Origin of the sequence: Nonomuraea sp. NPDC049637, from assembly GCF_040675235.1 — a bacterium.
Classification (GTDB): domain Bacteria; phylum Actinomycetota; class Actinomycetes; order Streptosporangiales; family Streptosporangiaceae; genus Nonomuraea.
On the sequence record NZ_JBFAOM010000009.1, the window covers coordinates 89,739 to 110,233 of the forward strand.

The window sequence follows — 20,495 nt, forward strand, 5'->3', positions numbered from 1 at the left end:
CGTGATCAACCAAACACTACGACGCGGGAAACCGCCCGTTTGTTCACGTCCTGTAGATCGTGACCCCGTCGAGGTCTTCCTTTGACAGCCGCCGCATCAGGTAGAGACCTTCCAGCGCGAACTCCAGGGCCGCCGCGGCGTGCCCCGGGGACTCCTCGCCGGCGCCCATGCCGAGCCTGGACATGATCTTGGCCAGGCCGCTGACCGGCCCGATCCGGTGCAGCAGCTCGGCCGCGGCCACCATGTCGCCGGACTCCACCTGGTTGCCCTCGGCGAACTTGTCGGTCACCGGGGCCAGGTCCATGCCGCCCAGCCTGTTCCTGAACGTCTCGGCCGTGGCCCGGCGCAGCAGGTGGGCCAGGATCTCGGTCTCCCTGCCCTCCTCGCTGACCTCGAACTCCACCTTGCCGCGCAGGCTGTGGACGACGCAGGCCAGGTCGCAGACGCGCGTGACGGCCTGGTCCTCGCCCTTGATCGCCGACCTGCGCACGGCGGAGGCCGCGGCGGTCTCGGCGGCGGCGATCGAGAAGCGCGCCGAGACGCCGGACCGGGCGTCGACGGCCGTGGACTCGCGGACCAGCCGGGTGAACCTGGCGATCACCTCGATCAGGTGCTCGGGCACGTCGGCCCCGATGTCGGGCACCGACTCCTGGCGGATGAGGGTGAGCTCGTCCTCGACGGTGAGCGGGTAGTGGGTGCGGATCTCGGCGCCGAAGCGGTCCTTCAGCGGCGTGATGATGCGACCCCTGTTGGTGTAGTCCTCGGGGTTGGCGCTGGCGATGAGCAGGATGTCGAGGGGCAGGCGCAGGTTGTAGCCGCGCACCTGGATGTCGCGCTCCTCCAGCACGTTGAGCAGCGAGACCTGGATGCGCTCGGCCAGGTCGGGCAGCTCGTTGACGGAGAACACGCCGCGGTTGGTGCGGGGGACCAGGCCGTAGTGGACGGTCTCGGGGTCGCCGAGGGTGCGCCCCTCTGCGATCTTGATGGGGTCGACGTCGCCGATGAGGTCGCCGACGGAGGTGTCGGGAGTGGCGAGCTTCTCGCCGTAACGCTCGTCGCGGTGCTTCCACGCCACCGGCAGCTCGTCGCCCAGCTCGCGCGCCAGGGTCTTGCAGCGCGTGCAGGCGGGTGCGTACGGATGGTCGTTGATCTCGCAGCCCTCGACCACCGGGGTCCACTCGTCGAGCAGGCCGGTGATCGTGCGGATGAGCCGCGTCTTGCCCTGCCCTCGCTCACCGAGCAGGACCAGGTCGTGCCCGGCGAGCAGCGCCCGCTCCAGGTGTGGCAGGACGGAGTCGTCGAAGCCCACTATGCCGGGGAACCGGGGCTCGCCGGCCCGCAGCCTGGCCAGCAGGTTTTCCCGGACCTCGGCCTTGACGCTGCGATGAACGTGGCCGCTCTCCCGCAACTCGCGGAGAATACGTGGCTGATGCACGGGATCGAGACTACGTCCCCCGCGAGAAATGCGGCAGAGAGTTTCGCATCTGGCGGAGATTTCGGATCTTGACCTATTGCGTGACGGTTCGTACGCGTGCTTGTCCCTTTAGGGGGGAGAATCGGGCCTAGGGAACATACACATGTCGAGGGAGGCGAGACGCGTGGCCTTGATGACAAGCCGCTTCGCCGACGGCCTCGCCGTGGGTTCCGACCTGGTGGAGGCCGCGGAGAGCGCCGTCGGTCAGGCACTGTCGAGGCTCAGCGGCCAAGCCGACCTGGTCTGCTTCTTCATCTGCGGCGAGGACCCCGAGGACGTCGCCAGAGCCGGCCAGGCCGCGATGAAGCTGGCGCCCGAGGCGCACGTGATCGGATGCAGCGCCACCGGGGTGATCGGCGACGGGCAGGGGGTCGAGCTGACGCCCGCGGTGAGCGCGTGGGCGGCCACCCTGGAGGGGGCCGGGCTCACCACGTTCGCCCTGGAGACGCTGGCGGCCGAGGACCGGTTCGTGGTCGTCGGGCTGCCCGAGCGCACCGGCGACGACCACGTGGCGATCCTGCTGGCCGACCCGTACACCTTCCCGACCGACGCGTTCGTGGAGCGTTCGGTCGACGTGCTCGGCGACCTGCCGCTGATCGGCGGCCTGGCCAACGGGCTGCAGGGCAGGGGGTCCGTACGGCTGTTCGCGGACGGCAAGATCTACACCGAGGGCGCGATCGGCGTCCTGCTCAGCGGGCCGGTCAAGATCAGTACGGTGGTCAGCCAGGGCTGCCGCCCGATCGGCCCCAGCATGGTGGTCACGGCCTCGGAGGAGAACCTGCTGCTCGAACTGGCCGGTCAGCCCGCGCTGGCCCGGCTGGAGGACATCGTCAGCGAGCTCGACGAGGACGACCGCGAACTGGTCGCCGCCGGCCTGCAGATCGGCGTGGCCATGGACGAGTACGCCGAACGCCACGAACGCGGCGACTTCCTCATCCGAGGCGTCATCGGCATCGACCCCGAACGCGAGGCCGTGGCCATCGGGGACATCGTGGAGATCGGCCGTACCGTGCGCTTCCAGGTCAGGGACGCGGCCACCGCCGACGAGGACCTGTACGACCTGCTCGACGCCCACCGCGAGGAGCTCGGCAAGGTCGACGGCGCGCTGCTGTTCTCGTGCAACGGCCGGGGCTCGGCGATGTTCGGCACCGCCGACCACGACCCGGTCGCCCTGCGCGACACGCTGGGACCGATCGGCGTCGCGGGCTTCTTCGCCGCGGGCGAGGTCGGGCCGGTCGGCGGCCACAACCACGTGCACGGGCTCACGGCCTCCGTGCTGGTCTTCTCCAGCGCCGCGGAGCCGGAGCTGTCGTGATCCTGGCGATCGACGTCGGCGGCACCAAGATGGCCGCCGGGCTGGTGGCCCCTGACGGCACCGTGATCACCTCCCGCCGCGCCGCCACCCCCCAGAACGCCGACGCCGAGACGCTGTGGCGCACCCTCACCACCCTCATCGACCCCTTGTCGGCCCGCGCCGAAGGGGTGGGCGTGGGCTGCGGCGGGCCGATGACCTGGCCCGACGGCGAGGTCTCGCCGCTCAACATCCCCGGCTGGCGCGGCTTCCCGCTGCGCGCCCGGCTGGCCGGCCGGTTCCCCGGCTTACCGGTACGCCTCCACAACGACGCCATCTGCCTGGCCATCGCCGAACACTGGCAGGGCGCCGGCCGGGGCAGCGCCGACATGCTGGGCATGGTGGTCTCCACCGGCGTCGGCGGCGGCCTGATCCTGGGCGGACGCCTGGTCAACGGCGGCACGGGCAACGCCGGCCACATCGGGCACGTCGTGGTCGAACCGGACGGCGGCCCCCGCTGCGGCTGCGGCGGCCACGGCTGCCTGGAAGCGGTCGCCCGCGGCCCCGCCCTCACCACCTGGGCCCTCACCCACGGCTGGACCCCCAGCGCCGGCCCGGAGCCCTTGGCGGCGTCGGAGGGCGGGGAGGCGTCTGAGGGTGGGGAGGCGTCTGAGGGTGGGGAGGCGTCTGAGGGTGGGGAGGCGTACCGGGAGGATCGGGCGGTCACCGGGCGGGCGCTGGCGGCCGACGCGCTCGCCGGGGACCCCGTGGCGGTGCTGGCGATGCGGCGGGCCGGACGGGCGCTCGGGATCGCGATCGCCTCCGCCACCCACCTGTGCGACCTGGACCTGGTGACGATCGGCGGCGGCCTGTCGCAGGCCGGCGACCCCCTGTTCGACCCCCTGGAGGAGGCGCTGCGGGACCACGCCCGCATGGGCTTCGCCCGCCGCGTCAAGGTCGTGCCCGCCGCCCTCGGCCAGGAGGCCGGCCTGGTGGGCGCCGCCGCCCTCCTCCTGGCCGGCGGCGCCTACTGGCCCTCCACCCGCGACTGACCCCGCGACCGACTGTCGCAACGGCCCTCGCGACCGACTGTCGCGACGGCCCCCGTTGCCGATTGTCGCGACGGACCTCGCGGGAGGGGCGCCGGGCGGGCGCGAGCCGAGGGTGCGCAGGCCGCGACCCGCCCGGGTCCTGTCCGGGCCGCCCCCGCCGGAGGTCAGCCCTGCTGGGTGTGCTCGCTGAAACCCTCGTCGTCGCCCGTGCCCGTACGGGTGCCGGAACGGTCGTCGTTCCGGTCGCCCGCCGGCGGGACGGGCATCGCGACCGGTTCGCACCGGGCCACCGCGCCCTGGACGATCTGCAACGAGGTGGACACCGGAGGCGCCTCGGGCCCGCTCCTGTCCAGGGTGACCGCCAGCACCAGGGTCTGCCCCGCCGGGACCTGCCCCTTCGCGATCCGGAACGAGATGCCCTCCCCGCTCCTGCCGATGCTCGCCTCGAAACGCCCCTCGCCGCCCCCGTTCCGGCCGCGCGGCTCCTTGCAGGTCCGGCCGTACGGCAGGTAGTCCACCACCGCCTTGACCCCCGCCGCCGCCAGCTCGTCGGCCAGCCCGCCGGGGTCCCGGAAGGCGTTGATCTCCACGGCCACCCCGCCGTCGGCCGTGCCGGTCACCGCGTACGCGGGGCCGCCGCCGAACAGGCCGGTGGCCGTCACCGCGGCGACCACGGCGACCCCCGCGGCCGCGGCGGCGAGCCCCACGACCCTGCGCCGCGGCCGCCGGACGACCGGAGCCGTGACGGGCTGCGTCCCGGCCGCCATCTCCGCCTTGAGCGCGCCGAGCAACCGCTCCTCGAAAGTGTTCATGCCTGTCCCTCCACGTACCTGGCCGACGGCGAAGCGACGTTCTCCAGGGCGCGTCTGGCCCGGTGCAGGCGGACCCGCGCGGTCACCTGCCTGATGCCGAGGGCGGCGGCCGCCTCGGAGACGGTGAGCTGGTCGATCGCCACGAGCTCCAGCACCGCGCGTTCGCCCTCCGGCAGGCCCGCCATGGCCTCCAGGGCGCCGCGCATGCCGCGCTCGGCGTCGATCCGCTCCTCCATCCGGACGAGGTCGTCGTCGTCCATCAGCCGCCGCCCCGCGATCCGGCCGGCCGCCCGCGCTTCCCTGGCCGACCTGCGGAGCTGGGCCGACACCACGTTGCGGGCCACGCCGTACAACCACGCGGTCTGGCTGCCCCGGCCTGGCACGTAGGTGTGGGCCGAGTCGAGGGCCGCCAGGAAGACGTCGGCGGTCAGGTCGGCGGCCAGGTGGGGATCGCTCACCCGCCGGACCACGAACCGCATGACGACGTCGACATGACGGCGGTAGAAGGCCTCGAAGGCCGCCGGGTCCTCGTTGAGGCGCACTGGCCTCGCTCCCTTCGTCGTTCGCCCTTACACCTGTACTTGGACCGGGCGAAGGAAAGCGTTTCGGCGCAGGTCAGGCGAGGGTGGGGCGGCGCGGCTGGAAGAGCCACGCGTCGAAGAGCGGGTCGAGGTCCTTGCCGGACAGCCGCTCGGACAGGTCGACGAACTGCCGCGTGGTGACGTTGCCGTAGCGGTGTTCGGCGGTCCAGGTCTTGAGCAGCTTGAAGAACGTCGGGTCGCCGACCGCCTTGCGCAGGGCGTGCAGCGCCATGCCGCCGCGGGTGTAGACCGACTCGTTGAACAGGTCAGCGGGCTTGGCCCGGCCCGGCGGGTAGGACCACATCGGGTCTTTGGCGCCGCGGTTGTAGAAGTCCTTGAAGATGGTGTCGGCGGTCTTCTTGCCCCGGTGCTCCGACCACAGCCACTCCGCGTACGTCGCGAAGCCCTCGTTGAGCCACAGGTCCTTCCACCGCTTGATGGTCAGGCTGTCGCCGAACCACTGGTGGGCCAGCTCGTGGGCGATGATGCCCTCGTCGGGGTCGAAGCCGCCGTAGAGGGGCTTGGTCTGGTTCTCCAGGGCGTAGCCGGCCGAGTAGTCGTCGACGATGGCGCCGGTCGAGGAGAACGGGTAGGGGCCGAAGACCGTGCTCCAGTAGTCGGTGATCTCGCCCGAGACGTTGTAGACGCGGTCGAGGCCGGTCTTGAACTTCGGATCGACGGCCGCGTACGTCGGGATGCCGCCCGGCGAACGGCCCTGCCGCACCTCGAACTTGCCGATCGTGGCCGTGGCGAGATAGGTGGCCATCGGGTGCCGCTCGCTCCACCGGTAGGTGGTGCGCCCGCCCGCGGTGGACGGCGACGCGCTCTGCTCGCCGTTGGCCACGACGGTCAGGCCGGCGGGCACGGTGACCGTGAAGTCGAACGTGGCCTTGTCGGCCGGGTGGTCGTTGCTGGGGAACCAGGTCTTGGAGCCGTTGGGCTCGGAGGCCACGAACGCGCCGTCGGCGGTGGGGATGAACCCGTACGTGCCCAGGTTGGCGGTGTCCTTGGCGGGCGTGGGGCTGCCGGAGTAGGAGATCTCGGCGGTGAACGGCGAGCCGGCGGTCAGCCGCGCGGCGGGGGTCACGGTCAGCTCGCCGTCCTTGCGGGAGAAGCGCGCGGGCGAGCCGTCGACGCTGACCTTGGCGACGTCGAGGCCGGTGAGGTCGAGGTTGAAGCTCGACAGGTCTTGGGTGGCCTTGGCGCTGATCTTCGTCAGGCCGGTGAGCCGCTTGGTCGCCGGGGTGTAGTCGACGGTCAGCGAGTAGTGGGCGACGTCGTAGCCGCCGTTGCCGTCCTGGGGGAAGTCGGCGTCGCCGATGCCCGGCGCGCCCGTGTGGCGGCCGGCGGCCGGGCGGGGCGGCGACCCGTCGGTGGGCGCGCACGCGAGCACGCTGACCAGCGCCACCAGCACGGCCGCGCCGCGTCTTCTGATCCGCATAGGTGAACCAGCCCCCTTCAGCCCGTGACCGGAATCTTACGCTGGGTCACGCGCTCCCGACGACCCGTCACGGTGGACAGGGAACAGCCGGAGGCGCCGGCGGCTTCCCGCCGCCGGCGCCTCTTCAGCCCAGAAAGTGGTGGTGGTCCCATAAAATCCAGATCACCACCACTAAGTCGGGACAAACTAAAGGTTGCCCCTTCGTTCCTGCTCGCGCTCGATCGCCTCGAACAGGGCCTTGAAGTTGCCCTTGCCGAACCCGAGCGAGCCGTGCCGCTCGATCAGCTCGAAGAAGACCGTGGGACGGTCCTGGACGGGCTGGGTGAAGATCTGCAGCAGGTAGCCGTCCTCGTCGCGGTCGACCAGGATCTTGCGCTTCTTCAGCTCCTCGATCGGCGCCCTGACCTGCCCGATGCGCTCGCGCAGCTCGGGGTCGTCGTAGTAGGAGTCGGGCGTGTCGAGGAACTGCACGCCCGCCGCGCGCATGTGGTCGACGGTGGTGAGGATGTCGTTGGTGGCCAGGGCGATGTGCTGCACGCCGGGCCCGCCGTAGAACTCCAGGTACTCGTCGATCTGCGACTTCTTGCGGCTGATCGCCGGCTCGTTCAGCGGGAACTTGACCTTCCGCGTGCCGTCGGCCACGACCTTGGACATCAGCGCCGAGTACTCGGTCGCGATGTCGTCGCCGACGAACTCGGCCATGTTCGTGAAGCCCATCACCTTGCGGTAGAACTCCACCCACTCGTCCATCTTGCCGAGCTCGACGTTGCCGACGCAGTGGTCGACCGCCTGGAACAGGCGTCCGGTCTTCGTCGCGGGCGGCGCGACGAGCGGCTCGGCCGGCACGTAACCGGGCAGGTACGCGCCCCCGTAGTTGGACCTGTCCACGAGCGTGTGCCGGGTCTCGCCGTAGGTGGCGATGGCCGCGAGCATCACCTTGCCGTGCTCGTCCTCCAGCGTGTACGGCTCCACCAGGCCCGTGGCGCCGTGGGCGACCGCGTAGGCGTACCCGGCCTCCACGTCGGGCACCTGGATGGCCAGGTCGATCACCCCGTCGCCGTGCTCGGCGACGTGCCTGGCCATGTCCGTGCCGGGCCGGATCGAGGCCCTGAACTCGAAGGTGGCGCTGCCCGAGGTCAGGACGTAGGCGACCTCGTCGCGGCTGCCGTTCTCCGGCCCGCGGTAGGCCACCAGTCGCATGCCGAAAGCGGTCGAGTAGTAGTGGGCGGCCTGCCGGGCGTTGCCCACGGCGAACACCACGGCGTCCATGCCGTTAACCGGAAAGACATCAGTCATACCCCTAACTCTCGATTTAGCTGGACGAGTTGTGCAACAGTTACTTGAACGAGTGCACAATCTGTCCACCCATCTCGGGTCAGAGTCGGAGAACTTGTACAGCATGACGATCGACGAACTGGACGCCCGCCTGATCTCGCTGCTGACCGCCGAGCCCCGGCTGGGCGTGCTGGAGTGCTCCCGCCGCCTCGGCGTCGCCCGCGGCACCGTCCAGGCCAGGCTCGACCGGCTGGTGGCCAGGGGGGTGATCACCGGGTTCGGGCCCGACGTGTCGCCCGTGGCGCTCGGCTACGACGTGACGGCGTTCGTCACCATGGAGATCAGACAGGTCTCCGGGCACGACCCGGTCGCCCACCGGCTGGCCCACATCCCCGAGGTGCTGGAGGTGCACACCATCACCGGCGGCGCGGACCTGCTGTGCCGGGTGGTCGCGCGGACGAATGCCGATCTGCAAAGGGTCATCGACCAAATCGTGGATGTTCAGGGGGTGCTCAGGACTTCTTCGATCATCGCACTCGACACCCCGGTTCCTTACCGAGTGCTGCCTTTGGTCGCCGATGTTCCGCGCCGCGGCGGGCGCTAGACGTACCATCGCTTAGGGACGAGGCACCGTTATCGATCGTTTACCCTTGACATTCGCCCAGCTTGCGGGGGTTGGGCGAGGGTGTCTCAGAGGGGGGTCTCGGATGCGGGGCGGTGGTGGAAAAGGCATGCGGAAACGGCGCGTACTCCGAATAGTGTTGATCTCTTTCGGCGCCGGAATCGCCGTGCTCGCCGGTCTTTTCGCCATTGCGTGGGCGATGACTCCCATTCCCGACAGCACGCAGAAATCGGCCACCGCCGAAGGCTCGGTGATCTATTACCGCGACGGCAAGACAGTCCTCGCGCGGCAGGGCGTCGACCGCAGGAACGTCGAGCTGGCCAAGGTGCCCAAGCACGTGCGCGACGCGGTCATCGCCGCCGAGAACCGCTCGTTCTACAACGACGGCGGCGTCTCGCTCAAGGGCACCGCGCGGGCCGTCTGGTCCACCGTCACCGGGCAGCAGCTCCAGGGCGGCTCCACGATCACCCAGCAGCTCGTGCGCAACTACTACAGCGGCCTCAGCCAGGAGCGCTCGGTCACCCGCAAGTTCAAAGAGATCCTCATCGCGATGAAGGTCGACCAGTCCAAGTCGAAGGACTGGGTCCTGGAGCAGTACCTCAACACGATCTACTTCGGCCGCGGCGCCAACGGCGTCCAGTCGGCCGCGCGCGCCTACTTCGGCAAGGACGTCGACAAGCTCACGGTCGCCGAGGGCGCGTACCTGGCGGCGGTCATCCAGCAGCCCAGCCGGTTCGCCGACCCCGAGGGCGCCGACCTCGACGCGGCCCGCTCCCGCTGGCAGGCCGTGATCAACGCCATGGGCCAGACGGGCGCGCTGTCGCGCCAGCAGGTCGCCGCCGAGCGTTTCCCGGTGCTGAAGGCGCCCAAGAAGCCGTTCGAGCTCAAGGGCCAGGGCCAGTACATGCTCGACCAGGTCACCGCCGAGCTCAACCGGCGCGGCTACTCCGACGAGACCATCAACAGCGGCGGCCTGAAGATCGTCACGACGTTCGACAAGAAGCTCATGACGGCGGCCGAGCAGGCGGTCAAGGACGTGCTCCCGGACTCGACGCCGAAGAAGGTGCGCACCGGGCTGGCCGCCGTCGATCCGGCCACCGGCGAGGTCGTCGCCTTCTACGGCGGCCGCCACGACCAGGTCGGCGACTACGACAACGCGTTCTCGGCCAAGCGCATGGCGGGGTCGACGTTCAAGCCGTACACGCTGGCCGCCGCGCTCGACAACGGCTTCGACCTGTCCACCAGGGTCGACGGCAACTCGCCGCTGCGCGTGGCCTCGGCCGACAAGCCCATCCCCAACGACAGCGGCCGCTCCTACGGCCAGATCAACCTGGTCAGCGCCACCCAGAACTCCGTCAACACGGCCTTCGTCGACCTCGGCCAGAAGGTCGGCCTGGACAAGGTCGCGGAGGTCGCCGAGGCCGCGGGCATCCCCAAGGAGCAGTTGCAGGGGCAGCAGGCGTACGCCACCTTCCCGCTCGGCGTGTCCTCGGTCAGCGCCGTCCAGAACGCCTCGGGCTTCTCCAGCTTCGCCAACAAGGGCGTGCACATGGAGGCCCACGTGGTGAAGTCGGTCACCGACGGCAAGGGCGAGAAGAAGACGGTCAAGCCCGTCGCCACGAAGGTGGTCAGCGAGCAGGCCGCCGCCGACACCGTCTACGCGATGCAGCAGGTCGTCAAGTACGGCACCGGCACCGCCGCCCGTCTCTACGACCGCCCGGTCGCCGGCAAGACCGGCACCACCGACGACTCCAAGAACGTCTGGTTCAACGGGTTCGTCCCGCAGCTCGCCGTCGCCGTGAACATGTTCCGCAGCGACGACCAGACCGTCACCATCCCCGGCTACGGCACGCAGTTCGGCGGCCAGCTCCCGGCGCAGATCTGGCGGGCGTTCATGACCGAGGCCATGGCCGGCGAGCCGGTCGAGGAGTTCCCCGAGCCCTCCCAGTACGGCTACGAGTCCTCCTACTCGCCGCCCGACCGCGGCCGCGACGTCCGCGACCAGCAGTCGACGCCGCCCGCCGACCAGAACGACTGGGGCAATCCCGACTCGGGCCCCACCGACCAGCAGCCGTTCGGCGACCCGGCGGTCACCGAGGCGCCCACCGACGACGGCTCCGGCGACAACGGCAGGACCGGCCGCGACCGCCAGGACGAACGCCCCCAGGACGCGCCCACGGCCCCCTCCGACCAGCCTCAGGGCCCCCCGGACGAGGGCCGCGACACCCAGCGCGACACCCAGCGCGACAACCTGGGCCGGCCGTCAGGCACCGGCTAGCTCGGCCCGCAGCTCCTCCACCGTGGTGACCGGCAGCCGGCAGGCGAACCCCCTGCACACGTAGGCGGCCGGCGCGCCGTCGACGGGCCCGCGCCCCTCCAGCAGCGCGGGGAAGGGCTCGCCGCCGGCCTCGCCGTCGCCGGGCGCGACCACCAGGCCGGGCACGTCGGCCAGCAGCGCCTCCCGGTGCAGGGCGGCCGTACGCGGGTCGGCGGGGTCGCCGACGACCGCCACCTCCACCGGCCCGTCGAGCGCCGCGCGGGCCACGGCCAGCCCCCAGCCGGCGAACCTGGCGTGCCGGTCGGCCAGCACCGACACCGTGGCGAGCGCGGCCGCGGCGGCCTCCCGGTGCCTGGCCGAGCCGGTCAGCGCGCCGTAGGAGAGCAGGGCCCCCGCGGCCGCGTACTGGCCGGAGGGCGTCGCGTTGTCGGTGGGGTCCTGTGGACGCTGGAACAGCCGTTCGGCGTCGTCAGCGGTGTCGTAGAAGCCGCCTGAGCCGTCGGAGAAGCGGTCGAGGACCGTGTCGAGCAGTGTCCCGGCCAGTCGCAGCCATTTCGTCGCGCCCGTCACGCCGTAGAGGGAGATCAGGCCCTCGGCCACGTTCGCGTAGTCCTCCAGCACGCCCGCGTTGGCGCCCGCGCGCCCGTCGCGGGAGGTGCGCAGCAGCCGCCCGCCGGTCGTGTGCACGTCCGCGAGCAGATCGGCCGCCGCCGTGGCGGCCTCGACCAGGTCGGGACGCTCGAACACCACGCCGGCCTCCGCGAGCGCCGCGACGGCCAGGCCGTTCCAGGACGCCACGACCTTGTCGTCGCGGCCCGGCCGCACCCGCAGCTCCCTGGCCGCCAGCAGCCTGCCGCGCACGCCGGCGTACCGCACCGGGTCCTCGGGGTCGCGCGGGAGCTGGAGCACCGACGTGCCGTGCTCGAACGTGCCGGTGACGTCGAACAGCCCGGCGGCCCAGCGCCCGTCGTCGTCGCCCAGGACCTCGCGCAGTTCCTCGGGCGTCCAGACGTAGAACTTGCCCTCCACGCCCTCGCTGTCGGCGTCGAGGGCCGAGGCGAAGCCGCCCTCGGGCGTGCGCAGCTCGCGCAGCATCCAGCCGGCCGTCTCCAGCGCCACCCGGCGGGCCAGGTCGCCGCCGCCCGCCTTCCACCAGTGGGTGTACACCCGCAGCAGCAGGGCGTTGTCGTAGAGCATCTTCTCGAAGTGCGGGACCACCCACTCGGCGTCGACGCTGTACCGCGCGAAACCGCCGCCGAGCTGGTCGTAGATGCCGCCGCGGGCCATGGCCGCGAGCGTCCGGCCGCTCATCTCGCGCTCGCCGGAGCGCAGCAGGAACTCCAGGACCATCGACGGCGGGAACTTCGGCGCGCCGCCGAACCCGCCGTTGACCGGGTCGAACGACTCCCGCAGGTTGGCGACGGCCCGCTCCAGCGTCTCCGCCTCCGGCGTGCCGCCGCGCGGGAACGCGGTGTTCTGGTTGAGCGCCTCGACCACCTTGGCGCCCTGCGCCAGCACCGACTCCCGGTCGCCGGTCCACACCCGGTGGATCTCGGCCAGCAGGCGCCGGAAGTGGGGCCGCGGGAAGTACGTGCCGCAGTAGAACGGATGGCCGTCGGGCGTGGCGAACACCGTCATCGGCCAGCCGCCCTGCTGGGTCATGGCCTGGGTGGCGGTCATGTAGACGGCGTCGACGTCGGGCCGCTCCTCGCGGTCGACCTTGACGTTGACGAAGTGCTCGTTCATGAGGGCGGCCGTGTCGGCGTCCTCGAAGCTCTCGTGGGCCATCACGTGGCACCAGTGGCACGCCGAGTAGCCCACGCTGATCAGCAGCGGCACGTCCCGGCGCCGGGCCTCGGCGAACGCCTCCTCGCCCCACGGGTGCCAGTCGACGGGATTGCCCGCGTGCTGCAGCAGGTAAGGGCTCGTGGCGTCGTTCAACCGGTTCATCAGGACCTCCCCCGCTCACCCTAAACCGCGCCGCCGGGGCCGGCCCGCCACCCCCACGGCTGACTCGGGCAGGTCGGACGGCGTAGGTTACGGGCGTGGACATCGACTACGTCTGCGCCCACGCCGGCCGCCCGCCCGCCGCCGTCACGCGCAGGGACGTCGCCCGCGCGCTGCTGGCCGTGCCCTCGGGCGTGGCGCTGGTGGCGCTGCCCGATCTGCGGCGGGCCATGGTGGCGGCGGGCAACCCGCTCTCGCAGCCGTTCTGGGACTCCGCCAAGGCCACGCTCAGCTCCATCGAGGCCGGGGTGGCCACCGTCGGCGACGTGCAGCGCTGGGTCGAGTCCACCGGCACCGAGCCGATCCTCATGACGCCCAGCTACTTCGTCTGGCCCGAGGAGGACGAGCGCGGCCCGGTCGCGGCCGAGATGTTCGGGCGCATGGTCTCCTTCCTGGAGGAGCGCGTCGCCTCCGGCGAGATCGACCCGGACGCGCTGGCCCAGGGCGACCACGCCGCCCGCCGGGCGTACGAGGAGCTCCAGGAGCACTGGCTGGCCACGCCGCTGCCCGACGGCCGGGTGCCCGGCTTCGCGGTCAGCGACGAGCAGGACGAGGAGCTGTTCGCCGCCCTCGACGAGGAGGAGGCGTTCGCGCTGTCGGAGCTGCGCCGCATCGTCGGCGAGCTGCCCAAGGCGCCCGAGCTGCCCCTGGTCGAGCTGGAGCTGGCCGCCGCGCGCCTGCGCGTGCTGCTGGACCTGCCCGGCTACCCCGCGAACGTGCTGCGCGCCTGCGCCGGGTTCGAGGACCGGCCGATGCCGGACGACGACCGTGAGTTGTGGCTGGCGGTGGCGGCGGGCGTGGCCGGGCCGATCTCCGACCTGCCGGAGGCCGACGACGTGCCGGAGGAGTTCGCCGACCTGGAGGGGGAGCTCGGCCACGAGGACACCGCCCTGGCCAACCTGTGCGCGATCCAGCACGCCGACTGGCTGGCCGCGGTGGCGGCGCTGGCCCGCATGGGCCCCGGGGTGCTGGCCTCGCCGGAACGCCTGGCCAGGCTCATCGCCGAGTCCGACGACATCGAGTCGGGCGAGCAGGACGACGACAACCTCGACGCCACTGAGGGCCTGTTCGCCTCGGTGGTCAGCCTGTGGACCTACCTGGGCATCGTGGACGCCGACGAGGTGCTGACCCCGCTCGGCTGGTGGGGCCTGCCCAAGGCCCTGGAACGCGCCTGGTCACCCCGCGACTGACGGGTCGCTGTACTCCTTGAACTCGGGGTGACGCTCGATGTAGCGGGCCACGTACGGGCACAGCGGCACGATGCGCAGCCCGGTGTCGACGCTCGTGCGCAGCGCGTACTCCACCAGCCGGCTCGCCAGGCCCTGGCCCTCGTAGGCGGGCAGCACCTCGGTGTGCGTGAAGACGACTTTCGTGGGCAGCAGTCGATAGTCGGCGAACCCGGCGACCTTGCCGTCGACGAGGACCTCGAAGCGGCACTCCGTCGAGTTGTCGACAACTTCGATCGGCATCTATTCGGCCTTCTTGTCCGTGTCGCCCTCGTGCGGAACCTGGATCTTCGACATCTGCTTGTTCATCGACTTGATGAGGATGTAGAGGGCCAGCCCGATGAGGGCGACGACGGTGAAGCCGAGCAGACCCGGACTGACATCACCAGCTGCGAGAACTGTCACACCTTCAGTCTGCCACCCGTATGCCGTGGTCCGGTCAGTGGCAGGCGGGTGAGACGTCCTCGGCGTGGATGCCGGCGAACAGGTCGTCCTCGGGCAGCTCGGTGTCGACGAGCGAGCGCGCCAGGTGGTAGTCCTCGGTCGGCCAGATCTCCTGCTGCAGCTCGCGCGGGCAGACGAACCAGAAGCCGTCGGGGTCGACCTGGGTGGCGTGCGCGAGCAGCGCCTCGTCGCGGATCTGGAAGTACTCGCCGCACGGCACCCGCGTCGTCACCGGCCACTTGGCGGGCCGGTCCTCCCAGCGGGAGATCCAGTCGGAGTACGGGGAGCCGAGGCCGCGCTCGGTCATGGCCTCGTGCAGCGCCTCGAAGCGCTCCTTGGTGAAGCCCATCTGGTAGTAGAGCTTCATCGGCTGCCACGGGTCGCCGGTGCCGGGGTAGCGGTCGGGGTCGCCGGCCGCCTCGAACGCCTCGACGGAGACCTTGTTGGTCATGATGTGGTCGGGGTGCGGGTAGCCGCCGTCGTCGTCGTACGTGATGATCACGTGCGGGCGGAACTCGCGCACGGCGGCCACCAGCGGGGCCGAGGCGTCCTCAAGCTTCTGCAGCGCGAAGCAGCCCTCGGGCAGCTCCTCCTCCTCGCTCTCCGGCAGGCCGGAGTCGACAAAGCCCATGAAACGCTGCTGGACCCCGAGGATCTCGCGGGCCCGCTCCATCTCGGCCCTGCGCACCTCGCCGATGTTGGCCACGATCTCGGGCCGGTCCATCTTCGGGTTGAGCACGGAACCCCGCTCACCGCCCGTGAGGGTACAGACCAGCACTTCCACGCCTTCGCGCACGTAACGCGCCATCGTGGCGGCGCCCTTGCTCGACTCGTCGTCGGGGTGGGCGTGGACTGCCATCAACCTCAGGGGTGCACTCACGGGCGCGTTCTCCTCACAGGGTCTCCTCGGTGGAGGACCGGTCACTCGTCCAGAGAGGTTAGTTTCTGCTGGGCGGTCGCGAGGGCACGCCCCCCGCGGGCGACAATTGTCTCGGATAACGCTCAGGGAGTGCAGGGAGATTCCGCCATGGTCACCGAAGATGTCGGGAACGGACCCGTTCTCGGCACACCCGACGACTTCCCCGACCGTCCCAGGAGAGGCGGCCGGCTGGTCGTGCATGTCGTGATCGGCGTGCTGGTGGCCATCGTCGCGGGTGGCTGGGGATGGGTGATGTGGTCGATGACGGCCGGCGGCGGCTCGGAGGCCCCGGCGCAGGTCGTCTCGTTCAGCGCCGACGCGCCCGGGCGCGCGGAGATCACCTTCGAGGTGTACAAGCCCGACGATAGAGTGGCCGTCTGCCGGATCAGGGCACTGGACGTCTACCACGCGGAAGTCGGTAGCAAGGAAGTAAGAATCCCGGCTGGTGAGGGTAGTAAGCAGCTCAAGGAGAGCCTCGACACCAGTGGTCAGGCCACTTCCGTCCACATCCAGTACTGCAATCTCGTATAGTGAGACATTTGGGGAAGCGTCCGGTCGGTTGAGTTGTTAGCCTGTCGCAATTCAACCGTCCACATCCTCAAGTGATCTCAGGGCCCCCTAGGCAAGCAAGGAGAACCCGTGGCCGACTCTCGCGATGAGAACGTCACATGGCTGACGCAGGAGGCGTACGACCGCCTGAAGGCGGAGTACGAATATCTTTCTGGCCCCGGGCGCGTCGACATCGCCAAGAAGATCGAGGCCGCCCGTGAGGAGGGCGACCTGAAGGAGAACGGCGGCTACCACGCCGCCAAGGACGAGCAGGGCAAGATGGAGGCCCGGATCTTCCACCTCCGCCAGATCCTCGACAACGCCAAGGTGGGAGAGGCCCCCAAGACCGAAGGCGTGGTCGGCCCCGGCATGACCGTGACGATCCGGTTCGTCGGCGACGACGACGAGGTCACCTTCCTGCTCGCCTCCCGCGAGGAGAGCGGAGCGCCGATCGACGTCTACTCGCCCAAGTCGCCGCTCGGCTCGGCGATCAACGGCAAGAAGATCGGTGAGAAGGCGACGTACTCGATGCCCAACGGCCGCCAGAACACCGTCGAGATCCTCGAGGCTGTGCCGTACATCGGCAACTGACCCCCGCAGATCCTGACCGCCGGGCCCCCGTCGGCCCGGCGGCGTTTTCGCGTTCGCCGGGAATCGCGCAGGATCTCAGCTTCCTGGTGAAGACGCGGAAACGGCGAGACTTATCCAGGCTCGTCCCCTTCATCGTGGTCATGCTGGTGGCCGTGCTCACCACCGACGTGCTGGTGCTGGTCCAGACGGGGGAGGAGCAGGCGCCGGTCGAGGTGGTGCGGGCGCGGCCGGTGCCGAAGCAGACGCTCATGGCCCGGTCCCGTGCCGACCAGCCCGTGGCGCCGCTGGGCAAGCTGCGCAAGCCCAACCTCTTCGTGCTCACCCGCAAGCCGTTCACCGACGACCTGCTGCGCAAGGTGGCCGGGCTGCGCGGCGTACGGGCCCTTGAGCTGGCCGACGCGGCCTCCATCTCGCTCGACGGCAAGCGGGTGCAGACGCTCGCGGTGAACCCGTCCACGTTCCGGGCCTACACCCCCAAGGTGACGGCGTCGTCGGACGCCCTGTGGCAGAACGTGGCCTCCGGCGACGTGGCGGTCTCGTTCGTGCTGGGCAACGACGGCGGCCTCGCGCTGCACAGCCGCGTGAGCGGGCCGGCCGGGCCGCTGCGCATCGGCGCGTACGCCACCACCGGGTTCGGCGCCGTCGACGCGGTCGTGTCCAAGGAGACCGGGCGCCGGCTGCGCCTCCCGCGCGACAACGCGCTCATCGTCAGCGCCCCCGGCGCGAACTCCGACGCGCTGCGCCGGGCCATCCTCGCCGCGCTGCCCAAGGGCACGCAGGTGGCCACCGTCAACCCCGTCCAGCCGCGGCCCAGGGCCGACACCCCGAAGAACTGGCCGTCCGGGTCGTTCATGACCGTGGAACAGCTCACGACGGCGTTGAAGGCCGCGGTGTCCAAGCTGGGCCGGCCGTACGTGTGGGGGGCCGAGGGGCCCGACACGTTCGACTGCTCGGGGCTGGTGCAGTGGGCGTACGGGCAGGCGGGCGTGCGGATGCCGCGGGTGACCCACCAGCAGTGGGTGGCCGGGCCGCAGGTGCCGCTGGCGCAGGCGCAGCCGGGCGACCTGATCTTCTGGCGCAACGACCCGACGAACCCGGGTTACATCTCGCACGTGGCGATCTACTGGGGCAACGGGAAGGTGCTGCAGGCGCCGCGCACCGGTGACGTCGTCAAGATCTCTCCGCTGAGCACGCGGAACCTGGCCGGCGTCGTCCGGGTCAGCCCCGTCGCGGCCGCCCGCGTCCGCTGAACGAACCTTTGCACGATCCGGGGTCCGGCTCGTGCATTTCGCGCGCAACTGTGTAATCGTGATTACATGTCAACAGACGATGTGAGCGCGCAGGTCCGCGGCTGGTTCACCGGCCGGCTCCCCGAGGGGTGGTTCACCGGGGCCCCCGAGATCGTCCGTGACCGCGAGGAGATCGCGGTGCTCGGCACGCTGCCCGACCCGCCCGCCGACACCCCCGAGGCCGAGCGTCTGGCCCTCATCGAGGGGCTGGCCCGCCGGTTCCGGGAGGAGACCCGCGAACGGCGCATCGAGATCGCCCGCGAGGCGGAGCGCCGGTTCCGCCAGAAGGTCTCCTGGGGCGTGCGGTGCGGGGGCGAGACTGTGATGTTCACCACACTCTCCGTGCCCGTGATGACGCGTCTGCGTCAGTCGGAGCGTCAGGTGCTCGACACGCTGGTGGCCGCCGGGGTGGCCAGGAGCCGCAGCGACGCGCTCGCCTGGTGCGTGCGCCTGGTCGGCAAGAACACCGACACCTGGCTGGCCGAGCTGCGCGACGCCCTCCAGCACGTCGACAGGGTGCGCAACGCGGGCCCCGACGTCAATTCCTGAGAACACCGGCGGAAACGGCTCGGGAAATTGGACTAAACCACTGCGGTAATTGGTTTAGACCACGTGAATTGGCCTGGACCACCCCCGCGAATTCCTCTTTTAAATCTCGGAGACCTGGGTAGGCTCCCCGGATCGTCAGGGCCGCTGCCTGCGGCGACGGTCGCGCCAACAGGTCTATGCCAATTGGCTTTCATGCGCCTTCGTCGTTAATGATGACTGGGCCCTGAGAGAGTGGAGGAGTCGCAGTCGTGTCCGTTTCCGTGGAAGTCCCCGCGCCGACGAGCAATCGTGAATTGGTCGCGTGGGTGAACGAGATCGCAGCCCTGACCCAGCCCGACCGGATCGAGTGGTGCGACGGCTCGGAGGAGGAGTGGACCCGCCTGACCAACCTCCTCGTCGAGCAGGGCACGCTCACCCGGCTCGCCGCGCGGCCGAACAGCTTCTACGCCAAGTCCGATCCCAGCGACGTGGCGCGGGTCGAGGACCGTACCTACATCTGCTCGGAACGCGAGGAGGACGCAGGCCCGACCAACAACTGGATCGCTCCGGCGCAGATGCGCGAGACCTTCTCCGAGCTCTTCGCGGGCTGCATGCGCGGCCGCACCATGTACGTCGTCCCGTTCTGCATGGGCCCGCTCGGCGGCGAGATCTCGCAGCTCGGCGTCGAGATCACCGACTCCGCGTACGTGGCCGTGTCGATGCGGATCATGACGCGCATGGGCGACCGGGCCCTGCGCCTGATCGAGCAGCGCGGCGGCTTCGTCAAGGCCGTCCACTCCGTCGGGGCCCCGCTGCGACCGGGCCAGCCCGACGTGGCCTGGCCGTGCAGCTCCACCAAGTACATCAGCCACTTCCCCGAGACCCGCGAGATCTGGTCCTACGGCTCGGGCTACGGCGGCAACGCGCTGCTCGGCAAGAAGTGCTACGCGCTGCGCATCGCCAGCGTCATGGCCCGCGACGAGGGCTGGCTGGCCGAGCACATGCTCATCCTCAAGCTCACGCCGCCCGACGGCGAGACCCGTTACGTCGCCGCCGCCTTCCCGAGCGCGTGCGGCAAGACGAACCTGGCCATGCTCCAGCCCACGATCCCGGGCTGGAAGGTCGAGACGATCGGCGACGACATCGCCTGGATGCGCTTCGGCGACGACGGCCGTCTGTACGCCATCAACCCGGAGGCCGGCTTCTTCGGCGTCGCGCCCGGCACCGGCCAGGTGACCAACGCCAACGCGATCAAGACCCTCTGGGGCAACAGCATCTTCACCAACGTCGCCCTGACCGACGACGGCGACGTGTGGTGGGAGGGGCTCACCGAGGAGCCCCCGGCGCACCTGACCGACTGGAAGGGCCGCTCCTGGACGCCCGACAGCGGCGAGCCCGCCGCCCACCCGAACGCCCGCTTCACCACCCCCGCCTCCCAGTGCCCGACCATCGCACCGGAGTGGCAGGACCCCAAGGGCGTGCCCATCTCGGCGATTCTCTTCGGCGGCCGCCGCGCCACCGCCGTGCCTCTGGTCACGGAGTCGCTGAGCTGGGAGCACGGCGTCTTCCTCGGAGCCAACGTCGCCTCCGAGAAGACCGCCGCGGCCGAGGGCAAGGTGGGCGAGCTGCGCTACGACCCGTTCGCCATGCTGCCGTTCTGCGGCTACAACATGGGCGACTACTTCGGCCACTGGCTCGAGATCGGCCGGGTCAAGGGCGCGAAGCTGCCGCGCATCTACTACGTCAACTGGTTCAGGAAGAACGACGAGGGCAAGTTCATCTGGCCCGGCTTCGGCGAGAACAGCCGCGTGCTCAAGTGGATCGTCGACCGCCTCAACGGCGAGGCCAAGGCGAACCCCACGGCGATCGGCCTGCTGCCCGCCGAGCTCGACACCGACGGCCTCGACCTGTCCGAGGAGGACCTGCGCACGCTGCTGTCGGTCGACCGCGACGTGTGGCGCGAGGAGGCGGCCCTGATCCCGGCCCACTTCGAGAAGTTCGGCGACCACCTGCCGAAGGAACTGTGGGACGAGTACGACGCCCTGCTCGACCGGCTCGGCTGAGCGGGCGCGCGCGGTGCGACGGTGCTGGCCGCCGCACCGCGCGGGGGCGTTCT

At 70.7% G+C, this 20,495-nt stretch carries 19 protein-coding genes; 10 read left to right on the forward strand and 9 right to left on the reverse strand.

Features of this window, described 5'->3' with window-relative positions:
• Window positions 1-43: 43 nt before the first annotated feature.
• Window positions 44-1,435, reverse strand: a complete 1,392-nt coding sequence (locus AB0J71_RS15075) for a sigma 54-interacting transcriptional regulator (protein ID WP_352326127.1) — start codon at window positions 1,433-1,435, stop codon at window positions 44-46.
• Between the two features lie 172 nt (window positions 1,436-1,607).
• Between AB0J71_RS15075 and AB0J71_RS15080 the strand changes: the two genes are divergently transcribed.
• Both AB0J71_RS15080 and AB0J71_RS15085 read left to right on the forward strand, forming a co-directional pair.
• The gene (locus tag AB0J71_RS15080; protein ID WP_352326134.1) at window positions 1,608-2,789 is read left to right on the forward strand and encodes an FIST N-terminal domain-containing protein; all 1,182 of its coding nucleotides are present in this window, start codon (window positions 1,608-1,610) and stop codon (window positions 2,787-2,789) included.
• Window positions 2,786-3,817 carry an ROK family protein gene (locus tag AB0J71_RS15085; protein ID WP_364414547.1) on the forward strand — a complete coding sequence of 344 codons (1,032 nt, stop codon included), beginning with the start codon at window positions 2,786-2,788 and terminating at the stop codon, window positions 3,815-3,817. Before AB0J71_RS15080 ends, AB0J71_RS15085 begins: the two co-directional genes overlap by 4 nt.
• A 164-nt stretch (window positions 3,818-3,981) precedes the next feature.
• Here the strand turns inward: AB0J71_RS15085 and AB0J71_RS15090 are convergent, their stop codons facing one another.
• The 4 genes from AB0J71_RS15090 to hppD form a co-directional block, all read right to left on the reverse strand.
• Entirely contained in the window at window positions 3,982-4,629 is a 648-nt protein-coding gene (locus tag AB0J71_RS15090; protein WP_352326129.1) for a hypothetical protein, read from the reverse strand.
• Window positions 4,626-5,171 carry an RNA polymerase sigma factor gene (locus AB0J71_RS15095; protein WP_352326131.1) on the reverse strand — a complete coding sequence of 182 codons (546 nt, stop codon included), beginning with the start codon at window positions 5,169-5,171 and terminating at the stop codon, window positions 4,626-4,628. The genes AB0J71_RS15090 and AB0J71_RS15095 overlap by 4 nt, the downstream gene beginning before the upstream one ends.
• A gap of 73 nt (window positions 5,172-5,244) precedes the next feature.
• Entirely contained in the window at window positions 5,245-6,651 is a 1,407-nt protein-coding gene (locus AB0J71_RS15100; protein WP_352326132.1) for a M1 family metallopeptidase, read from the reverse strand.
• A 186-nt stretch (window positions 6,652-6,837) separates the two neighbouring features.
• Window positions 6,838-7,947 carry a 4-hydroxyphenylpyruvate dioxygenase gene (hppD, locus tag AB0J71_RS15105; protein ID WP_364414549.1) on the reverse strand — a complete coding sequence of 370 codons (1,110 nt, stop codon included), beginning with the start codon at window positions 7,945-7,947 and terminating at the stop codon, window positions 6,838-6,840.
• 103 nt (window positions 7,948-8,050) lie between these two features.
• Between hppD and AB0J71_RS15110 the strand changes: the two genes are divergently transcribed.
• Both AB0J71_RS15110 and AB0J71_RS15115 read left to right on the forward strand, forming a co-directional pair.
• On the forward strand, window positions 8,051-8,530 hold the full coding sequence (locus tag AB0J71_RS15110; protein ID WP_352323250.1) for an Lrp/AsnC family transcriptional regulator: 480 nt from the start codon (window positions 8,051-8,053) through the stop codon (window positions 8,528-8,530).
• Between the two features lie 217 nt (window positions 8,531-8,747).
• Window positions 8,748-10,826, forward strand: coding sequence for a transglycosylase domain-containing protein (locus AB0J71_RS15115; RefSeq protein WP_364414551.1), 2,079 nt, complete (start codon window positions 8,748-8,750; stop codon window positions 10,824-10,826).
• Here the strand turns inward: AB0J71_RS15115 and AB0J71_RS15120 are convergent.
• Window positions 10,812-12,776 carry a thioredoxin domain-containing protein gene (locus tag AB0J71_RS15120; protein ID WP_364414553.1) on the reverse strand — a complete coding sequence of 655 codons (1,965 nt, stop codon included), beginning with the start codon at window positions 12,774-12,776 and terminating at the stop codon, window positions 10,812-10,814. The two genes, AB0J71_RS15115 and AB0J71_RS15120, sit on opposite strands and share 15 nt — an antisense overlap.
• A 95-nt stretch (window positions 12,777-12,871) precedes the next feature.
• Here AB0J71_RS15120 and AB0J71_RS15125 point away from each other — a divergent pair, with 95 nt between their 5' ends.
• A complete protein-coding gene (locus tag AB0J71_RS15125; protein ID WP_352323253.1) occupies window positions 12,872-14,023 on the forward strand; it encodes a hypothetical protein in 1,152 nt (383 codons plus the stop codon).
• On the opposite strand, the gene AB0J71_RS15130 is transcribed toward AB0J71_RS15125, so the two are convergent.
• From AB0J71_RS15130 to mca, 3 genes are read right to left on the reverse strand one after another with little or no spacing between them, the layout of a single operon-like run.
• On the reverse strand, window positions 14,009-14,302 hold the full coding sequence (locus AB0J71_RS15130; protein WP_352323254.1) for a GNAT family N-acetyltransferase: 294 nt from the start codon (window positions 14,300-14,302) through the stop codon (window positions 14,009-14,011). The two genes, AB0J71_RS15125 and AB0J71_RS15130, sit on opposite strands and share 15 nt — an antisense overlap.
• Window positions 14,303-14,464: a hypothetical protein gene (locus AB0J71_RS15135; protein WP_352323255.1), complete on the reverse strand. Its 162-nt coding sequence runs from the start codon at window positions 14,462-14,464 to the stop codon at window positions 14,303-14,305.
• A gap of 34 nt (window positions 14,465-14,498) precedes the next feature.
• On the reverse strand, window positions 14,499-15,383 hold the full coding sequence (gene mca, locus AB0J71_RS15140; RefSeq protein ID WP_352323256.1) for a mycothiol conjugate amidase Mca: 885 nt from the start codon (window positions 15,381-15,383) through the stop codon (window positions 14,499-14,501).
• Between the two features lie 147 nt (window positions 15,384-15,530).
• Here mca and AB0J71_RS15145 point away from each other — a divergent pair, with 147 nt between their 5' ends.
• The 5 genes from AB0J71_RS15145 (at window position 15,531) to AB0J71_RS15165 (ending at window position 20,442) form a co-directional block, all read left to right on the forward strand.
• Window positions 15,531-15,953 carry a DUF4307 domain-containing protein gene (locus tag AB0J71_RS15145; RefSeq protein ID WP_352323257.1) on the forward strand — a complete coding sequence of 141 codons (423 nt, stop codon included), beginning with the start codon at window positions 15,531-15,533 and terminating at the stop codon, window positions 15,951-15,953.
• 108 nt (window positions 15,954-16,061) lie between these two features.
• Window positions 16,062-16,562, forward strand: coding sequence for a transcription elongation factor GreA (gene greA, locus AB0J71_RS15150; protein ID WP_352323258.1), 501 nt, complete (start codon window positions 16,062-16,064; stop codon window positions 16,560-16,562).
• Window positions 16,563-16,648: 86 nt separating this feature from the next.
• Window positions 16,649-17,812, forward strand: coding sequence for a C40 family peptidase (locus AB0J71_RS15155; protein ID WP_364414555.1), 1,164 nt, complete (start codon window positions 16,649-16,651; stop codon window positions 17,810-17,812).
• Window positions 17,813-17,878: 66 nt separating this feature from the next.
• Window positions 17,879-18,400, forward strand: coding sequence for a hypothetical protein (locus tag AB0J71_RS15160; protein ID WP_364414557.1), 522 nt, complete (start codon window positions 17,879-17,881; stop codon window positions 18,398-18,400).
• 248 nt (window positions 18,401-18,648) lie between these two features.
• Window positions 18,649-20,442, forward strand: a complete 1,794-nt coding sequence (locus AB0J71_RS15165) for a phosphoenolpyruvate carboxykinase (GTP) (protein ID WP_364414559.1) — start codon at window positions 18,649-18,651, stop codon at window positions 20,440-20,442.
• Window positions 20,443-20,495: the final 53 nt, after the last annotated feature.